Annotated in this window: 17 protein-coding genes and 3 tRNA genes; 7 read left to right on the forward strand and 13 right to left on the reverse strand. The window is 32.8% G+C overall.

Annotation, left to right across the window (positions count from 1 at the left end; genetic code table 11):
- Positions 1 to 11 precede the first annotated feature (11 nt).
- Positions 12 to 818, forward strand: a complete 807-nt coding sequence (locus DFQ07_RS04055; protein WP_133535004.1) for a mechanosensitive ion channel family protein — start codon at positions 12 to 14, stop codon at positions 816 to 818.
- Here DFQ07_RS04055 and tsaB read toward each other — a convergent pair.
- The 10 genes from tsaB to cyoE form a co-directional block, all read right to left on the reverse strand.
- Positions 815 to 1489 (reverse strand): tRNA (adenosine(37)-N6)-threonylcarbamoyltransferase complex dimerization subunit type 1 TsaB, encoded by a 675-nt coding sequence (gene tsaB / locus DFQ07_RS04060; protein ID WP_133535005.1) that lies wholly within the window; start codon positions 1487 to 1489, stop codon positions 815 to 817. The two genes, DFQ07_RS04055 and tsaB, sit on opposite strands and share 4 nt — an antisense overlap.
- A 130-nt stretch (positions 1490 to 1619) precedes the next feature.
- Positions 1620 to 2942, reverse strand: coding sequence for a TolC family protein (locus DFQ07_RS04065; protein ID WP_133535006.1), 1323 nt, complete (start codon positions 2940 to 2942; stop codon positions 1620 to 1622).
- 195 nt (positions 2943 to 3137) lie between these two features.
- Positions 3138 to 3350 (reverse strand): hypothetical protein, encoded by a 213-nt coding sequence (locus DFQ07_RS04070; protein WP_133535007.1) that lies wholly within the window; start codon positions 3348 to 3350, stop codon positions 3138 to 3140.
- Positions 3343 to 3864 (reverse strand): DUF420 domain-containing protein, encoded by a 522-nt coding sequence (locus tag DFQ07_RS15720; protein WP_208107669.1) that lies wholly within the window; start codon positions 3862 to 3864, stop codon positions 3343 to 3345. The genes DFQ07_RS04070 and DFQ07_RS15720 overlap by 8 nt, the downstream gene beginning before the upstream one ends.
- Positions 3865 to 3867: 3 nt before the next feature.
- Positions 3868 to 4515, reverse strand: coding sequence for an SCO family protein (locus tag DFQ07_RS15725; RefSeq protein WP_208107670.1), 648 nt, complete (start codon positions 4513 to 4515; stop codon positions 3868 to 3870).
- A gap of 13 nt (positions 4516 to 4528) precedes the next feature.
- Entirely contained in the window at positions 4529 to 5176 is a 648-nt protein-coding gene (locus DFQ07_RS04080) for a hypothetical protein (RefSeq protein WP_133535008.1), read from the reverse strand.
- A 67-nt stretch (positions 5177 to 5243) separates the two neighbouring features.
- The gene (locus DFQ07_RS04085) at positions 5244 to 5585 is read right to left on the reverse strand and encodes a cytochrome C oxidase subunit IV family protein (protein WP_133535009.1); all 342 of its coding nucleotides are present in this window, start codon (positions 5583 to 5585) and stop codon (positions 5244 to 5246) included.
- Positions 5586 to 5603: 18 nt separating this feature from the next.
- Positions 5604 to 6587 (reverse strand): cytochrome c oxidase subunit 3, encoded by a 984-nt coding sequence (locus tag DFQ07_RS04090; RefSeq protein WP_133535010.1) that lies wholly within the window; start codon positions 6585 to 6587, stop codon positions 5604 to 5606.
- A gap of 56 nt (positions 6588 to 6643) precedes the next feature.
- Positions 6644 to 7228: a cytochrome c oxidase subunit 3 gene (locus DFQ07_RS04095; RefSeq protein ID WP_133535011.1), complete on the reverse strand. Its 585-nt coding sequence runs from the start codon at positions 7226 to 7228 to the stop codon at positions 6644 to 6646.
- The gene (cyoE, locus tag DFQ07_RS04100; protein WP_133535012.1) at positions 7228 to 8166 is read right to left on the reverse strand and encodes a heme o synthase; all 939 of its coding nucleotides are present in this window, start codon (positions 8164 to 8166) and stop codon (positions 7228 to 7230) included. Before cyoE ends, DFQ07_RS04095 begins: the two co-directional genes overlap by 1 nt.
- Positions 8167 to 8302: 136 nt before the next feature.
- Here cyoE and DFQ07_RS04105 point away from each other — a divergent pair.
- The 6 genes from DFQ07_RS04105 (at position 8303) to DFQ07_RS04130 (ending at position 13205) form a co-directional block, all read left to right on the forward strand.
- Positions 8303 to 8374 (forward strand) — tRNA-Gly (locus DFQ07_RS04105).
- A gap of 22 nt (positions 8375 to 8396) precedes the next feature.
- Positions 8397 to 8485: transfer RNA gene (locus DFQ07_RS04110), tRNA-Leu, on the forward strand.
- Positions 8486 to 8546: 61 nt separating this feature from the next.
- A tRNA-Leu gene (locus DFQ07_RS04115) sits at positions 8547 to 8632 on the forward strand.
- A gap of 151 nt (positions 8633 to 8783) precedes the next feature.
- Positions 8784 to 9599, forward strand: coding sequence for a purine-nucleoside phosphorylase (locus DFQ07_RS04120; RefSeq protein WP_133535013.1), 816 nt, complete (start codon positions 8784 to 8786; stop codon positions 9597 to 9599).
- 49 nt (positions 9600 to 9648) lie between these two features.
- The gene (locus tag DFQ07_RS04125) at positions 9649 to 11844 is read left to right on the forward strand and encodes a transglycosylase domain-containing protein (protein ID WP_133535014.1); all 2196 of its coding nucleotides are present in this window, start codon (positions 9649 to 9651) and stop codon (positions 11842 to 11844) included.
- An 86-nt stretch (positions 11845 to 11930) separates the two neighbouring features.
- Positions 11931 to 13205 (forward strand): S41 family peptidase, encoded by a 1275-nt coding sequence (locus DFQ07_RS04130; RefSeq protein WP_133535015.1) that lies wholly within the window; start codon positions 11931 to 11933, stop codon positions 13203 to 13205.
- Between the two features lie 2 nt (positions 13206 to 13207).
- Here DFQ07_RS04130 and radA read toward each other — a convergent pair whose 3' ends face one another.
- From radA to panD, 3 genes are read right to left on the reverse strand one after another with little or no spacing between them, the layout of a single operon-like run.
- Positions 13208 to 14569, reverse strand: coding sequence for a DNA repair protein RadA (radA, locus tag DFQ07_RS04135; RefSeq protein WP_133535016.1), 1362 nt, complete (start codon positions 14567 to 14569; stop codon positions 13208 to 13210).
- 35 nt (positions 14570 to 14604) lie between these two features.
- Complete coding sequence (locus DFQ07_RS04140; RefSeq protein WP_166627717.1) at positions 14605 to 15555, reverse strand: lysylphosphatidylglycerol synthase transmembrane domain-containing protein; 951 nt, start codon at positions 15553 to 15555, stop codon at positions 14605 to 14607.
- A 1-nt stretch (position 15556) separates the two neighbouring features.
- Positions 15557 to 15907 carry an aspartate 1-decarboxylase gene (gene panD / locus DFQ07_RS04145; protein WP_133535017.1) on the reverse strand — a complete coding sequence of 117 codons (351 nt, stop codon included), beginning with the start codon at positions 15905 to 15907 and terminating at the stop codon, positions 15557 to 15559.
- Positions 15908 to 15916: the final 9 nt, after the last annotated feature.

Consider the following 15916-nt stretch of genomic DNA (forward strand, 5'->3'; position numbering starts at 1 on the left):
TACCATAACAAATGGAAAAATACTTAGAAAAGTTTCAAAATTTAACAATTACCTATGCTCCAAAAGCCATTATGGCAATTCTTATTTACATTGTCGGCTCATACATTATTGGCTTAATTCTTAGAGCTACCAAAAAAATAATGATTAAAAGAGATGTAGATATTACACTACAGAAATTCTTAACTAACTTATTGCATTGGACATTAAAAATTCTTTTAATAATTACTGTTATAGCAAAACTAGGTATTGAAACCACTTCTTTTGCTGCTATTATAGCATCTGCAGGTTTAGCTGTTGGTTTAGCTTTACAAGGTTCTTTAGGTAATTTTGCAGGCGGTGTTTTAATTATGCTATTTAAACCTTTTAAAGTTGGTGATTTAATTGAAGCTCAAGGAGAAATTGGTGTTGTTAAAGAAATAGAAATTTTCACAACAAAACTTACTGGCTTATCCAATAGAGAAATAATTATTCCTAATGGGGCTTTATCTAACGGAAATATTGTTAATTTTTCTTCGGAAGGAACTCGTAGGGTAGACCTAACTTTTGGTGTATCTTACGACGCCGATATTAAACATACTAAAGAAGTATTAATGAATGTAACAACTTCTCATCCTAAAGTTTTAAAAGATCCTGCACCAACAGTAAATGTATCTGAATTGGCAGACAGTTCAGTGAATTTTGCAGTAAGACCTTGGTGTAAAACTGAAGATTACTGGAATGTTTACTTTGATATAACCGAAAACACTAAAATAGCTTTAGATAAGGCAGGAATAGAAATCCCATACCCTCATTCTGTAGAAATCCAAAAACAAGGCTAACGTTTTTTCTCTGGCGTTACTACAAAATCCTTTAAATAAAAAGGTTCAAAATAAGCGACATCTTCGATGTCGTTTTTTTTATATTTCTCAAAACTTAATTGTGCCATTTCTTTTGCTGAAGGATACTTACCGTCAACAAATACCGCATTTTCGTGTATAATAACTTCTTTACACTTCTCTGCTCCATCACCCAAAAAATAAACTTTTCCTTTTGACAAATACTCTTTAAAAGAATCCTTATCAATAATTTCAGCTTTTATCCCTCTTACTTGTTCGTAATTAGAATTATATACAGTAGCATACACTTCCATACGGCGTGCATCTAACATTGGCACAATCACCCCTTCTTCAACAGTAACTTGATGCGCTAAAGAATGTAACGTTTCAATAGAAATTAACGGTTTATCAAAAGCAAAACATAAACCTTTTGCTGCAGAAACTCCTATACGCAATCCTGTATAAGAACCTGGACCTTTACTTACTGCAACAGCATCTATTTCATTAACGGAAACTTTTGCCTCTTCAACTACTTGCTGAATAAATGGATGTAGTTTTTCAGCATGAGAATAATTACCATCGTTTAACTCTTGTATTGCTACAGTCATTCCATTTTTTACTATGCTAACCGAACAATTTTTTGTTGCCGTTTCTATGTTTAAGATTGTTGCCAAACTGAAAATTATTTTTGGCAAAGATACATTTTATATAAAATTGTTTAACTATTTTGTAGATCCTCAGCAAAGAAAAACCCCGTTAGCAAAAGTCTAACCAGGTTCTTCCAACAATAAATATTTCTTTTGTTTAGTCTACTATCGATTCTCCATAGTAAAACTTCAATACTTTTGTTTTAAATACATAATCGTATTTAGCCCTAATCATTGCTCCTTCAGCATTAACCAAACGGTTGCGCACTTGATCAAAATCAAACTGAGTCATTGATCCATAATCATAGCTTACCTGTGCGTTCTTAAAAGCTTCTTGCTGTGCTTCTAATGATATCTGTGCTGCATCAAAAGCTTTAGCTGCTGCTTTAGCATCTAAAAAGGCTTGTTCTATAGTTTGTTGCAATTTTAATTTTTCATTTTCTAATGCTAACTCCGATTGCTCTTTACTGATAAAAGATTTAGCTACTCTGTTTTTTGTTTGAAAGCGATTAAATATTGGAATATTAAGAGACAAACCTAAACCATATCCCATATTATCTTTTATTTGCTTAAAAAGATACGTGTTTGAAAAAGCATCATTAAAAAAATGCTGATATGAACTTCCTGCACTTGCGTCAAATGACAACGTAGGTAAGTAAGCACCTTTTGCTATTTTTATCCCAAAATCTGCGTTTTCTACATTTAACTCAGCCTTTGCTATTTCCGCTCTGTTACTTATAGCTTTATTAAAAACCACATCTGAATCACTATATAACAACGCTACTGATGGAGTATCAACTTCAATCTTAGCTACATCAAAACTATCAGAGGAAACCTGTAATAATTGTGACAAATTCAATAAAGATAAATCTAAATTATTTTGTTGTGTTATAACATTTTGAGCATCGGTAGCTGCTGTGGATTGTACATTTAATAAATCTCCTTTAGGAATTGCGCCACCTTCAAATTGAGCCTTTGCTCTTTCAATTTGTTTTGCACTAATTTCTGCTTGTACTTTTGCTACATTTAAGTTCTCTTTAGCAAACAAAACATTTAGGTATGTATTAACAACATTTAAAGTTATATCATTTTCAATCACCTCCAAGTCTAACTCACTCCCTTTAATTCCTAATTTAGCTTGTCTATATGTATTCAAATTTCTAAATCCATTGAATACCGTAGTAGAAGATCTTAAACTACCACTTAATCTGAAGTTATCTGCAGAAACCCTTGTTCCATTTTGCCCTATAGAAGAACCAAAGTTTAAAGAACTATTACCAGAAGCACTTAAATCTGGTAAAAAATTTCCTTTTGCTATTTCAGCATCCTTTTCTGCAAGTTGAACACTCAAACGATTTTGTTTAACTGTTATATTATTTTTTAAAGCGTAATCTACACACTCTTTAAGGGTCCATTGTTTTTGAGAAAAAACAGCTACAGAAGTAAGTATAGCCGTAAATAATGCAATTTTTGTCTTCAAAAGATGAATATTTTTTTGTTTAAAAATTATTAGTTAGTTATTTCTAAAAATGAAATATATTACTTTTCTGTTAATTAGAAAAAACCATAAACAGTTTAATAATTTACTGTATAAAAACAACTAATTATTTATAACCGCTCCTATATGACGAATAAAGAAACAATATGTTACAAAAAATATTCTTAAATAATTAATTTAGCTATTCGTCTTCTTTTTATGTCGATATATAAAATAGAAAAGTACTCCAACCAAGATATAAGGGAACACCATTAAATAAGTAATTCCATTATTCACTCCCTCAGCTATAGTTTCGTTTCCTCCTTCAACAACAGCCTTACACATTGCACATTGTGCTGAAGTATTTAATGAAAAAGCTAAAAACAGATATAATAAAACTTTTTTACACATAATAAGGCGATATCATTAAATATACTACTACTCCAGTTACCGCAACATACAACCATAAGGGAAATGTAATTTTGGCTATTTTTTTGTGTTCAGGAAAATTTCCTAAACGTGCTCTCATAAATGTAATTAGCACAAACGGAATAATTACTATAGACAATAAGATGTGCGTTATTAAAATAAATAAATACACATATTTAATTACTCCTTCTCCTCCGAACTTAGTAGAATCAGAAGTCATATGATATGCTACATACATTACCAAAAACAATGCAGAACATACTATTGCCGTAGTATTTAATTGTTCGTGTATTTTTCTTTTCCCATTTTTAATTGCTATAACTGAAGCCACTAACAAAACTGCTGTTAACCCATTTATACTTGCATAAATTGGAGGTAAAAATGATAATGGTTCTACATTAGGGATTTTTATTCCAAACAAAGCAGCTACTGCTATAGGTATAACAATAGATACAATCGTAATAAACTTTTTATATTTTTTCTCGTCTGTACTCATTGATTATTCTTTCAATAATAACTTAATATCTTCTTTTAGCTCTTGGATTTGATTGCCAAAATTATGTTCATCTAACGCTCTGTAATACATGATTGGATTACCATGTTCATCATAGCGCGAACGAATATATCCATCCTTATCTACCAATGCAAACAGTCCAGAATGTTCAAATCCACCATGACTTACTTCTCCTTTTCCTGCATATAATTTGAACCCCTCATTTGATAAATCATATACCACATCATCAGGTTTCCCTGTTAACAAATGCCAGTTTATATGGTTAATTCCATTATTCTTCGCATACTCTTTAAGTTGTGTTGGTGTATCAATATCAGGAGTAATAGAAAACGAAGCAATTCCGAAGTTAGGATTCCCCATAAATTCATTTTGAATCTCAACCATTTGCTTATTCATTAACGGACAAATAGTCGGGCAAGTAGCAAAAAAGAACTCTACAACATATACTTTACCTTCGTAATCTTTGTTTGTAATTGTTTTTCCGTCTTGATTGATGAATTCGAAATCAGGAACTTTATTAAACTTATGTAGGTTTGCTGTTTGAAAATGTGCAATAATTTTAGGTATGGCATAAATACCAAAAAGTAATATTATAAATGAAATACCTACGTATGAATAATTTTGTTTTTTCATAATTTAATTATTCTTAAATTTCTCTATCAGCGTTATTCTTCTTTAATGCCAAACGATACTCAGCTAACACAACCTTTACATCGTCTTTCATTTTATTGTTAAGGTTAGCCACAGACTGCATATCATAACCAAACAGTTTACCATCTGCACTATCTTCATCATCAGTACGACCTCTTAAATTAACATCTTTATCAATTATAAATGCTTTTGATGAATGTAAACTAGCATCTAACGATTGATTGGTGTTAAAACTATTGTATAGTGTTGTTATTTCTTGTCTATCAGCAAGAACAAAATTCCATTTGATCATATTTGTATAGGCTCCTATTTCTTTTTGAAGCTTTCTTACATCTTCTTCTACTTCTTTTGGAACAATAACCATCAACTGAAAATCTTTAAACCCATAAAAAGGTTTATATATCTTTTCATTAAGGTTAAACAACTCTCCTTTTACCTGTTCTACATTGGTTCCTAAAAAAGTTACGATTGTTATTCTTTTATTAAACTGATGCTGCTTACTAATTGATGAAACATCAATTACATTTTTTGTAAGCACAGGTAATTTTGCAAAATTATTAATTCCTAATGATAAAAATATATAAAACAACAATGGCACTATAAATAGTGCAAACAGTACAATATACTTTTTTTGTATTCTCATTTTATTATAAGTTATAATACAAAAAGAGGTGGTTTTAACACCACCTCTTTTCTCTATTTTAATGTAACTACCATTTTACTAATGGTGATAGTGTATCGTATAAGTAACCTCCTTCTATTAATACTAAGGTTACTAAGTAACAAATTAAGAATACTGCTGTCCAAACAATTGAGCGTCTAAACCATGTTTTCTCACCTTCTAGGTGCATAAAAGACCAAGCAATATAATATGCCTTAACTAAGGTTAAAATAATAAATATCCAGTTTAATAAACTTGTTCCTAAGAAATTATTAAAAACTAATCCTCCTGGTCTTACAATACCTAAGGCAACCTCTCCTGCTGTTACTATTGTTAAGATTGCTAAAACAATCCAAATTCTTTTTGTATTCGATTCGTGTGCGTGACCCATTTTAATCTCGTTTTTTGATTATACTAAGTAGAAGAAGGTAAATACAAATACCCAAACTAAATCTACAAAGTGCCAATATAAACCTACTTTTTCTACCATTTCGTAGTGTCCTCTACGCTCATACGTACCTAACACAACGTTAAAGAAAATGATAATATTGATAACAATTCCTGAAAATACGTGGAATCCGTGAAAACCAGTAATAAAGAAAAAGAAATCTGCGAAAATAGGGTTCCCGTATTCATTCACATGTAAATTTGCCCCTTCAACAACCATTTTAGCCTTAGCTAATTGAGCTAAACTTTCTTCTCTTGATAAAACTATTTTTTGTTTTGTTTCAGGATTTAATTGCTCTGTTCTAATTAATAACGAAGGATCATTTTTAAATGCTTCTTGAACTTGTGCTACCGAATATTGAGAAATAGATGCTTCTTTTTCGAACCATAATCCGTTTTCTCTTTGATGCTGAACTCTATCATCTTTTCTTTCGTTATGAACGAAATCAGCTAAAGCTATTTGATGGCCGTCTTTTACAAATTGTAAAATATGATTATCAGTAGTTTTTACAGCTCCATAAGAACCACTAATAAAGTTTTTCCACTCCCATGCTTGTGATCCAACGAAAATGATACCGAAAATAATAGTTGCAAACATATACCAAGCAACCTTTTTTTGTTGCATTTTATGACCAGCATCTACCGCTAACACCATAGTTACCGACGATACAATTAAAATAAATGTCATTAATGCTACATAGTACATTGGTGCGTGCACCCCATGCAATCCTGGAAAGTGTGTAAATACCTCATCGGCAATTGGCCAAGAGTCAATAAATTTAAAACGTGTTAAACCATAGGCCGCTAAAAAACCTGAAAAAGTTAATGCATCTGATAAGATGAAAAACCACATCATCATTTTACCATAACTAGCTCCAAATGGCTTTGCGCCACCTCCGCCCCAGGCTTCTTTTTTGTCAGAATTTACAGCAATATTTGCTCCCATAAATCTCTTTTTGTTAATTTTTGTTAAATCAGTGCGCCAAAATTACGCATTTTTCATCATCTAATAAAATAGAAAAAGAAAAATAGATAAATCCATAATACATCTACGAAATGCCAAAAGATTGCACCCAGTTCAAACCCAAGCATATCGGTTGATGAATATTTCTTTTTAAAATGATTATAAATAACGACTAACAACACAATAATACCTGCTAAGAGGTGTAAAACGTGCATAAATGTTATCCCTATTATAAAAGATGTAGATACTGTACTCTCTGGTCCTGTAAAATACAAGCCTGCTGCCTTCAACTCATTAAACCCTATATATTGATACAACACAAAGCCTAAACCTAACACTAAAGTAAGTAACAATAAGGTAAGTGACCCTTGTAAATTATCTTTCTTTAAAAACTTTTGAGAGAAAAACAATGTAATACTACTTAAAACAATTAGCACCGTACTAATATAAAATGCCTGAGGTAAATCGAAAGTTATCCAATCTTCACGATTCATACTTACTACATAAGCACTTGTTAATCCTGCAAAAAACATAACCATACTAATCATAGCAATCCATAACATTGGTTTTGCCGATTTACGTTTGGCTACTTTTAACTCCTCTTGTATATTTTGTTCACTCATTAATGTAAAAATTTATCTACCACATATATAATGGGTACTATTGTAATGTAAAAAACACTTGCCAACATTAACTTACGAGCATCGGTGTTCTTCTCTGTTTTATATAATTGTATTGCATAGTACAACATTAGCAACCCTAACAATAGGATGATAACTGCTGTTACTGGATATATATACAAATCACCTGTTACTTTTAGCACAGGAGCTATAGACATTAACATCATAATGCAGGTGTAAAAAATAATTTGCACTACTGCTCCTTTGTCTTTTTTATCCATAGGAAGCATATGCAATCCTGCTTTATTATACTCTTCAAACTGTAACCAACCTATAGCCCAAAAGTGTGGAAACTGCCAAAAAAACTGAATCATGAATAAAAATCCAGCTTCAATACCAAATTTACCTGTTGCTGCAACCCAACCTAACATAAAAGGAATGGCTCCAGGAATGGCTCCTACAAAAACTGCCAAGGGTGTTACCGCTTTTAATGGGGTATAAGCACTCGTATATAAAAAGATAGATATCGCGCCAAACAACGCACACTTCGGATCAATAGCATATAAAATAGCTATTCCTGCAATTGTAAATAGTGTAGCAATAATTAAAGCTGTGGTAGTTGACATTCTCCCTGAAGGCAACGGGCGATTTTTTGTACGTTGCATCACCGCGTCAATATCTTTTTCAATAACCTGATTAAATGCATTTGAAGCTCCCACCATTAAATACCCTCCTAAAGCTAATAATAAAACTGTAGTATAATTAATAGTATCAGCTCCTAACAAGTACCCTGTTATAGAAGTAAAAACCACACTGACAGACAATCCTACTTTCGTTAGTTGCTTAAAGTCATTAATAACTGTCTTTACCGAGGTTTTTTTATGTACAGATGAAACGGAATTCACTTCTATTTTTAAAAAATTTCTGCAAAGATATTTCATTCTTATTGAACCACCATAAAATTTTATTGGAATTAAAATTGAAAAAAATTAAAAACTGCTTTGTAATTAAAAAAATGGTGTTATATTTGCACCCGCATTCGCAGTAATGCACGTTCATTAAAATAAAAATGACTACGCGAAAGTAGCTCAGGGGTAGAGCATCACCTTGCCAAGGTGAGGGTCGCGGGTTCAAATCCCGTCTTTCGCTCAATCCTTTTTAAAGAGAGTATGCTGAAGTGGTGGAATTGGTAGACACGTTGGACTTAAAATCCAATGAGCCGTAATGCTCGTGCGGGTTCAAGTCCCGCCTTCAGTACCAAGAAACCTCACTTGTATGAGTGAGGTTTCATTTTAAAAGTAGTCATTAACAAACCACATATGCTGAAGTGGTGGAATTGGTAGACACGTTGGACTTAAAATCCAATGGGCCGTAATGCCCGTGCGGGTTCAAGTCCCGCCTTCAGTACAAAAGCCTTAACATTTATTTGTTAAGGCTTTTTTTGTTTTTATCCCCTCCTTTTATTCTTTAAGCCTCCACAAAACAAACCCTCTACAGTTCCAAAAAAGTTAATGTACATTTGTGATTAATCTTAAAATAAGATCACTTCACTATACCAATGAAAAAACAACAATTACAAGAAACTAAAGAGTTTCTTCAAAATAAAGGCATTACAAATCCAGAAATTGGAATTGTTTTAGGAACAGGATTAGGCAAACTAGTCAATGAAATTACTATTGAACAAGAAGTAACGTATGCAGAAATTCCGTATTTTCCTCAAGCTACAGTAGAATCCCATTCAGGAAAATTGATTTACGGAATCTTATCTGGGAAAAAAGTACTGGTAATGTCTGGTCGTTTTCATATGTACGAAGGTTACAACTTATGGGAAGTAACCTACGGAATTAGAACCATGCACGTTTTAGGAATTAAAACCTTATTAGTTTCAAATGCTGCCGGCGCTATCAATCTTTCTTATAAAAAAGGAGATATTATGCTAATTGACGACCACTTGAACTTGCAAGGAAGTTCTCCTCTAGCATTTAAAGGAGCTAGCCAATTCGGAAATATTTTTGCCGACATGTTAGAACCGTATTCTAAAAAATTGAATGCTAAATTGAAAGAAATCGCTCAAACAAACAATATCGACCTGAAAGAAGGTGTTTATGCTAGTGTTGTGGGACCTCAATTAGAAACTAGAGCCGAATACCGAATGTTACAAATATTAGAAGTCGATGCTGTTGGAATGAGTACAGTTCCTGAAATCATTGTAGCTAAACAACTCAATATTCCGTGCGCTGCAGTTTCGGTATTAACCGACGAATGCGACCCTAAAAATTTACACCCAGTAGATATTAGCGAAATTATTGAAGTTGCTGGTAAATCTGAACCGAAAATGATTACGCTCTTTAAAGGATTAATTGATAAATTATAGCACTACAGGTACTTTCACAATTTCACCAATCAGAATCCGTTTTCATAGTATGATGAAAATAATTAACAAAATACAGCTTCAACTTAAAGAGAAAAAGACACTAACCTTAGTGTTAAAATGTATAACAGGATTAATTCTTTTTGGGGTTCTTTCTGTAATACTGTTATTCTCTTTAGTGTATTTTGAAGTGTTTGGTAAATTACCTAACAAAGAAGAATTGACATCAATCATCAATGAAGAAGCTTCTCTAATTTATTCATCAGACGATATCATTATCGGGAAAGTGTTTGCAGAAAACCGAACAAATGTCAAATTAGAACAGATACCCAATCACTTAAAAGAAGCACTCATTGCTACAGAAGACAAACGATTTTACTCACATAACGGATACGATGGTCAAAGTTATGCTCGTGTTTTTTTTAGAAGCATTTTACTAAGAGATGCCTCAGGTGGAGGAGGAAGTACCATTACCCAACAATTGATTAAGAATCTCTATGGTAGACAGTATCACGGTTTTTTAAGCATGCCAATAAATAAAATTAAGGAGCTCATCATCGCCAGTCGAATGGAAAATTTATACACAAAAGATGAGATCTTGCTACTGTATCTAAATTCGGTTCCTTTTGGTGAAAATAATTTCGGGGTAGAATCGGCTGCCAATCGATTTTTTAACAAATCAGTCAGCGAGTTAAACATCGAAGAATCAGCGGTACTTGTAGGTATGTTAAAAGCTAATACCTATTACAATCCGAGATTAAACCCAGAAAATGCTAAAAAACGTCGCAATACTGTTCTTCAATTAATGAAAAACGAAGCCTATATAAGCAAACAAACAACCGATAGTTTGCAAAAATTACCCGTTACACTTAACTATAACAATCTCGACTTAAATGTAACAGCTGGTTATTTTAACTATCAGGTAAAGAAAAAAGCTACAGAACTCATAAAAACCGTCAATGAAACTTCAAACAGCAACTATAATTTAGAAACAGACGGTTTAAAAATCCACACAACACTGAATTATGATATTCAAAAAATTGCAGAGAAAGCTGCAAAAGAACAGCTCATCGTAAAACAAAAACAGTTAGACAAAGAACTACAATCAAATAATTTAAAACACAGATGGCTAAAAAAACAACAGTTTACAGCAAAAGATAAACAAGACAGAACTTTGAAGTTATTTGATTGGGACAGTAGCAAAACTATTACTGGCAACAAGATTGATAGTCTTTGGCATTATGCCAAAATGTTGAATGCTTCTGTTTTGGTTACGAATCCGAAAAACGGAGCTGTAATCAGTTGGGTAGGTGGAAATAATTTTACTACGCTTCCTTTTGACATGGTCTTATCGCATCGTCAAATAGCCTCTGCGTTTAAACCGTTTTTATACGCTACAGCTTTAGAAAATGGAATTTCACCGTGTGATTATTTTGATAACGAAGAAAAAACGTATTCAGAATACGATAACTGGAAACCTCAAAATGCTGACCATAGCTCAACTCCTGATAAAAAAGTTGCCATGTGGTATGCGTTGATAAAGTCCATGAACATTCCTAGTGTAAACCTATATTTTAAACTAGAAAAAGAGTGGTTGATTGATACTTGTGAAAAGTTACTATTCCCAGAAATTACTGAAATTACTGAAGACGCTCCTTCTATTGCTTTAGGAACTTTAGATTTGTCTCTTTTTGAAGCAACCAGAGCTTACGGTGCCTTTGCCAATAATGGTGAAATGAATGATTTGTACATGATTCATAAAATTACCGATAAGGAAGGAAACATCATTTATGAAAGCGCAGCCCAAAAAACTGAAAGAGTATTCACAGAAGAAAGCACACAAACCTTGACAACTATTTTACAACAAGCCGTGGAACAGGGAACGGGTTCTAAAATAAGAAGCACTTATAAAATTAAAAGTCCACTAGCGAGTAAAACAGGTACCGCACAAGATTATACCAATGCTTGGTTTATGGCTTACACCCCTAACATTGTTCTCGGAACTTGGGTTGGGACTTCTAAAAACGACATACACTTTACCAGCGGAAATGGCTCGGGTTCTTCTTTAGCCTTACCTATAGTAGCTAACATACTTAAGGAAATAGAAAATAATCCTGAACTGAGAGAAAAATACCTAGCCTCATTTGATTTTCCAGAAGAAATTTCTTCTTCAATCGACTGTCCTCCTTATAAAGAAAAAGGAATTAAAGGTTTTTTCAATAGACTTTTTGGAAAGAAAAAGGAATAAGTTTAGCGCTTTCAATAATTAGAAAACTAATTCATCTAACGTAACATTTTTGATTTCTTGTCGTCTTAAAAAAAACGACTCGATAAGTGAAATCAATCCTTTTAATAATTATATATACTACTATTCTTTTTAAGGTAGCTGCTCAAAACAACATTACAACTGATGAATGGAAAAAAGATATTTCTTTTTTAGCTAAACAAATGCCTTTAAAACACATCAATCTTTTTAAAAAAACTGCTAAAACAGAATTTGAATTAAAAACTAAACAATTAATAAATAGTATTGACACTACCTTTAATAAGAATAAGGTCATTGTGGAGATTGCTAAGATTATCTCGTCTATTAAAGACGGACATTCTTATTTAGATGACTACTACCCCCTCCTAAAATTTAAGTTCAGTACTTTTCCTTTTCGTCTACATGAATACAAAGACGGAATATATATTCAAGCAACCCACTATTCATTTAAACAACATTTAGGAGCTAAAGTTTTAAGCATAAACGGTATTAACATTAATAAATGTAGCCATATTGTAAGCAGCATGTTTCCTATTGAAAACAAATGGGGCGAAAAATTATTATCAAAATACGGACTTACTTCACCAGAAGTACTTAATGCTTTTCATATTACTAATAACAACCGTATTACATATGAAATTGAGCTTAACAAAAAAAAGACTTTCCTTACATTATCTCCATCTGATAAAGTACAACAGCCTTCAGAATCTTTTGGAATAGTAACAGATAAAGAATGGGCAAGTGCAAATAGCTTTACAAATACTCCTCTCCCTCTTTATTTAACCAATTTAAACAAGTTATACTGGTATAGTTATGATTTTTCAACAAAAACAATGTATGTACAATTTAATTTAGTTAACAATTCAGAGAATCAAAACTTATTAGATTTTTTTGACGAAGTTATTTCTAAAGCATCGGCTTTTAAAATTAAAAAATTCATCTTAGACTTAAGACTAAATATTGGAGGAGAAACCAAGTTTATCAATCCAATTGTGGAAAAACTATCTAAATCTAAAGCAATAAATAAAAGTAAAACGTTCTACGTGTTAATTAGTAGAAGAACTTTCTCATCCGCTCAACTTATTTCTTATGGTTTAAAAAACAAGTCTAAAGCCATTTTTGTAGGAGAACCGACCAGTATTAATTCTCATTTTTTTGCTAATAGTAGAAAAAATATAGAATTACCTAACTCAGGTTTAAAAATTTCTCTTTCTACAAGAGAATGGAAAGCTACTGAAGAAAATCAAAAGTGCCAATATCCTGATTATTTAATTGAAGAAACATTTAAAGACTATCAATTAAATATTGACACAACTTTAAATAAAGCTTTATCAGACCAATAAACTTAAGCAAATAAAGTTGCAAAAGCTTCTTCAATCTTACTCACTAAAATCAGTTTTATAGAATGATTTTTACTTGTAATCTTGTTGTATTTTGAGGTTACGAAGGTTTTATATCCTAGTTTTTCAGCTTCGGTAATTCGTTGATCTATTTTAGAAACTGGACGAATTTCTCCTGCTAAACCAACCTCAGCAGCAAAACACACATCTGGATTAATAGCCAAATCTTGGTTTGATGATAAAATCGCTGCTACCACCGCTAAATCTATCGCTGGGTCGTCTACATGAATTCCACCAGTTACATTTAAAAACACATCTTTTGCTCCTAATTTGAATCCTGCACGTTTTTCTAACACTGCCAAAATCATGTGCAAACGTTTTAAGTTGTACCCTGTGGTAGTTCGTTGTGGTGTTCCATAAACCGCCGTTGAAACCAAGGCTTGAATTTCTATCATCAACGGACGAATTCCTTCTAATGTTGAAGCAATTGCAGTTCCACTTAAATCAGCATCTTTTTTTGAGATTAAAATTTCTGAAGGATTCGATACTTCTCGTAATCCATCAGATAACATTTCATAGATTCCTAATTCTGCTGTAGATCCAAAACGGTTTTTTTGTGAACGTAAAATTCGGTAAGTATGATTTCGGTCTCCTTCAAATTGTAGTACTACATCTACCATGTGTTCTAAAATCTTAGGTCCTGCGATATGCCCTTCTTTATTGATATGTCCGATTAATAATACTGGAGTTGCTGTTTCCTTCGCAAATTTGATAAGTTCCGCCGAAGTTTCACGTATCTGTGAAATACTCCCCGGTGACGCTTCAATGGTATCGGTATGTAAGGTTTGGATAGAATCTATTACTAGCACATCTGGCTTTACCTCTTCTATGTTCTTAAAAATCTGTTGGGTATTGGTTTCCGTAAGAATTAAACAGTTAGGGTTTTTTCCTTCTATACGTTCAGCACGCATTTTTATCTGCGACTGACTTTCTTCACCAGACACGTACAACACTTTTTGTGGAATTTGTAAAGCGATTTGCAACAGCAATGTAGATTTACCAATTCCTGGTTCTCCGCCCAACAACACTACTGCTCCTTTTACCAATCCACCACCTAAAACAGTGTCTAGTTCTTGATTTTTAGTACCAAAACGCTCTTCAGGATTCAGTTGAATATCTTCAACTCGTAAAGGTTTTGCAACTCTTTTTTGTGAGTTTGATGGCGATTTCCAATTTCTTTTTTCTTCTTTTTGAATAACTTCTTCAACAATAGTGTTCCATTCTTTACACGAGCCACATTGCCCTACCCATTGCGTATGTTGTGCACCACAGTTTTGACAGAAAAAAGTTGTTTTGGTTTTTGCCATTCGATTTGTAAGATTTACTTACAAAGAAAAGAAAACTATTTGTTTTTATTGTAGATTGGTAATAGTAAAAAAGCCAATCCACCAAAGACAATAATCATAAGAGTTTGAGCTGTCCACATAATCCAACCAAAGGCGGTTGCTGGTTCTTCTGCAATTCCAAATAATGCTAAAGCTCCAGCTACAGCAACAGGATACAGACCTATTCCACCGTTAGTAGCTGCAATAGCAAATCCACCAGCGATAAAACCGATTAAAACACCTCCTAACGGAACATGAAGTCCATCAATTGCTGGAATCGTTGCCCAAAACATCAATACATACATCAACCAAATAAACACGGTATGAAATATAAACGCCCATTTATGCTTCATTTTGAAGATGCTAGTAACTCCTTCAATTAATCCAACCACAAACTTTTTAATTTTTAACCCGATTCCCGATTTTGCTTTTTTTACATACCTTGTAAAAACTACAAACACCAAAACCAAACTTCCTAAGAGAATTCCAATCTTAATTGGGTCAAAATTTTTAGTTAACAATTCAAAAATAAAATCAAATTGAACAAACAACGTAATTGCTATAATTGACAGCATCATGATTAAATCAGCCATTCGTTCAGCAACGATGGTTCCAAAACCTTTTTCAAACGGAATATTTTCATAGTTAGTCATCACTGCCGCTCGAGATACCTCCCCTGCTCTTGGCACTGCATAATTTACTAAATACGCTACTAAGACCGCCATGGTACTATTACCAAAGTCTGGCTTGTATCCCATAGGTTCCAGTAAATACTTCCAACGGTAAGCACGGGATAGATGACTTAAAACCCCAAAGAACAACCCTAAAGCTATCCAGCCATAGTTTGCATCTTTAAAATATTGCACTAAGGTTTCAATTGAAATTTTTGACAATGAATACCAAACTAAAAAACCTCCCAAAATGAGAGGTAATCCTATTTTTATGATTTTCTTTACTGATGTATTCAAACTACTCTAGCAAGTTATTTTCTTCATTAGGAAACACTAATTGTGGTTTGAAATTTTTGGCTTCTTCTAACTCCATAAAAGCATACACAATTAATATAAGAACATCTCCTTTTTGAACTCTACGAGCTGCTGCTCCGTTCAATGTAATTTCACCACTTTTTCTTGGCCCTGGAATTGCATACGTTTCTAAACGCTCTCCATTATTGTTATTCACAATTTGAACACGTTCTCCTTCAATAATTCCAGCTGCATCCATTAAGTCTTCATCAATGGTGATACTTCCTATATAATTTAAATCCGCATTAGTTACTTTAACACGGTGTATTTTAGATTTTACTACTTGTACTAACATGCTGCAAAA

This window comes from Tenacibaculum caenipelagi, assembly GCF_004363005.1.
Classification (GTDB): Bacteria; Bacteroidota; Bacteroidia; order Flavobacteriales; family Flavobacteriaceae; genus Polaribacter; species Polaribacter caenipelagi.

What these genes read in the sequence shown, in the direction of transcription:
- DFQ07_RS04055 (WP_133535004.1), top strand. Translation starts at nt 12, where the DNA reads ATGGAAAAATACTTAGAAAAGTTTCAAAATTTAACAATTACCTATGCT.
- DFQ07_RS04070 (WP_133535007.1), bottom strand. Translation starts at nt 3,350, where the DNA reads ATGTGTAAAAAAGTTTTATTATATCTGTTTTTAGCTTTTTCATTAAAT.
- DFQ07_RS15720 (WP_208107669.1), bottom strand. Translation starts at nt 3,864, where the DNA reads ATGAGTACAGACGAGAAAAAATATAAAAAGTTTATTACGATTGTATCT.
- DFQ07_RS15725 (WP_208107670.1), bottom strand. Translation starts at nt 4,515, where the DNA reads ATGAAAAAACAAAATTATTCATACGTAGGTATTTCATTTATAATATTA.
- DFQ07_RS04080 (WP_133535008.1), bottom strand. Translation starts at nt 5,176, where the DNA reads ATGAGAATACAAAAAAAGTATATTGTACTGTTTGCACTATTTATAGTG.
- DFQ07_RS04085 (WP_133535009.1), bottom strand. Translation starts at nt 5,585, where the DNA reads ATGGGTCACGCACACGAATCGAATACAAAAAGAATTTGGATTGTTTTA.
- DFQ07_RS04090 (WP_133535010.1), bottom strand. Translation starts at nt 6,587, where the DNA reads ATGGGAGCAAATATTGCTGTAAATTCTGACAAAAAAGAAGCCTGGGGC.
- DFQ07_RS04095 (WP_133535011.1), bottom strand. Translation starts at nt 7,228, where the DNA reads ATGAGTGAACAAAATATACAAGAGGAGTTAAAAGTAGCCAAACGTAAA.
- cyoE (WP_133535012.1), bottom strand. Translation starts at nt 8,166, where the DNA reads ATGAAATATCTTTGCAGAAATTTTTTAAAAATAGAAGTGAATTCCGTT.
- DFQ07_RS04120 (WP_133535013.1), top strand. Translation starts at nt 8,784, where the DNA reads ATGAAAAAACAACAATTACAAGAAACTAAAGAGTTTCTTCAAAATAAA.
- DFQ07_RS04125 (WP_133535014.1), top strand. Translation starts at nt 9,649, where the DNA reads ATGATGAAAATAATTAACAAAATACAGCTTCAACTTAAAGAGAAAAAG.
- radA (WP_133535016.1), bottom strand. Translation starts at nt 14,569, where the DNA reads ATGGCAAAAACCAAAACAACTTTTTTCTGTCAAAACTGTGGTGCACAA.
- panD (WP_133535017.1), bottom strand. Translation starts at nt 15,907, where the DNA reads ATGTTAGTACAAGTAGTAAAATCTAAAATACACCGTGTTAAAGTAACT.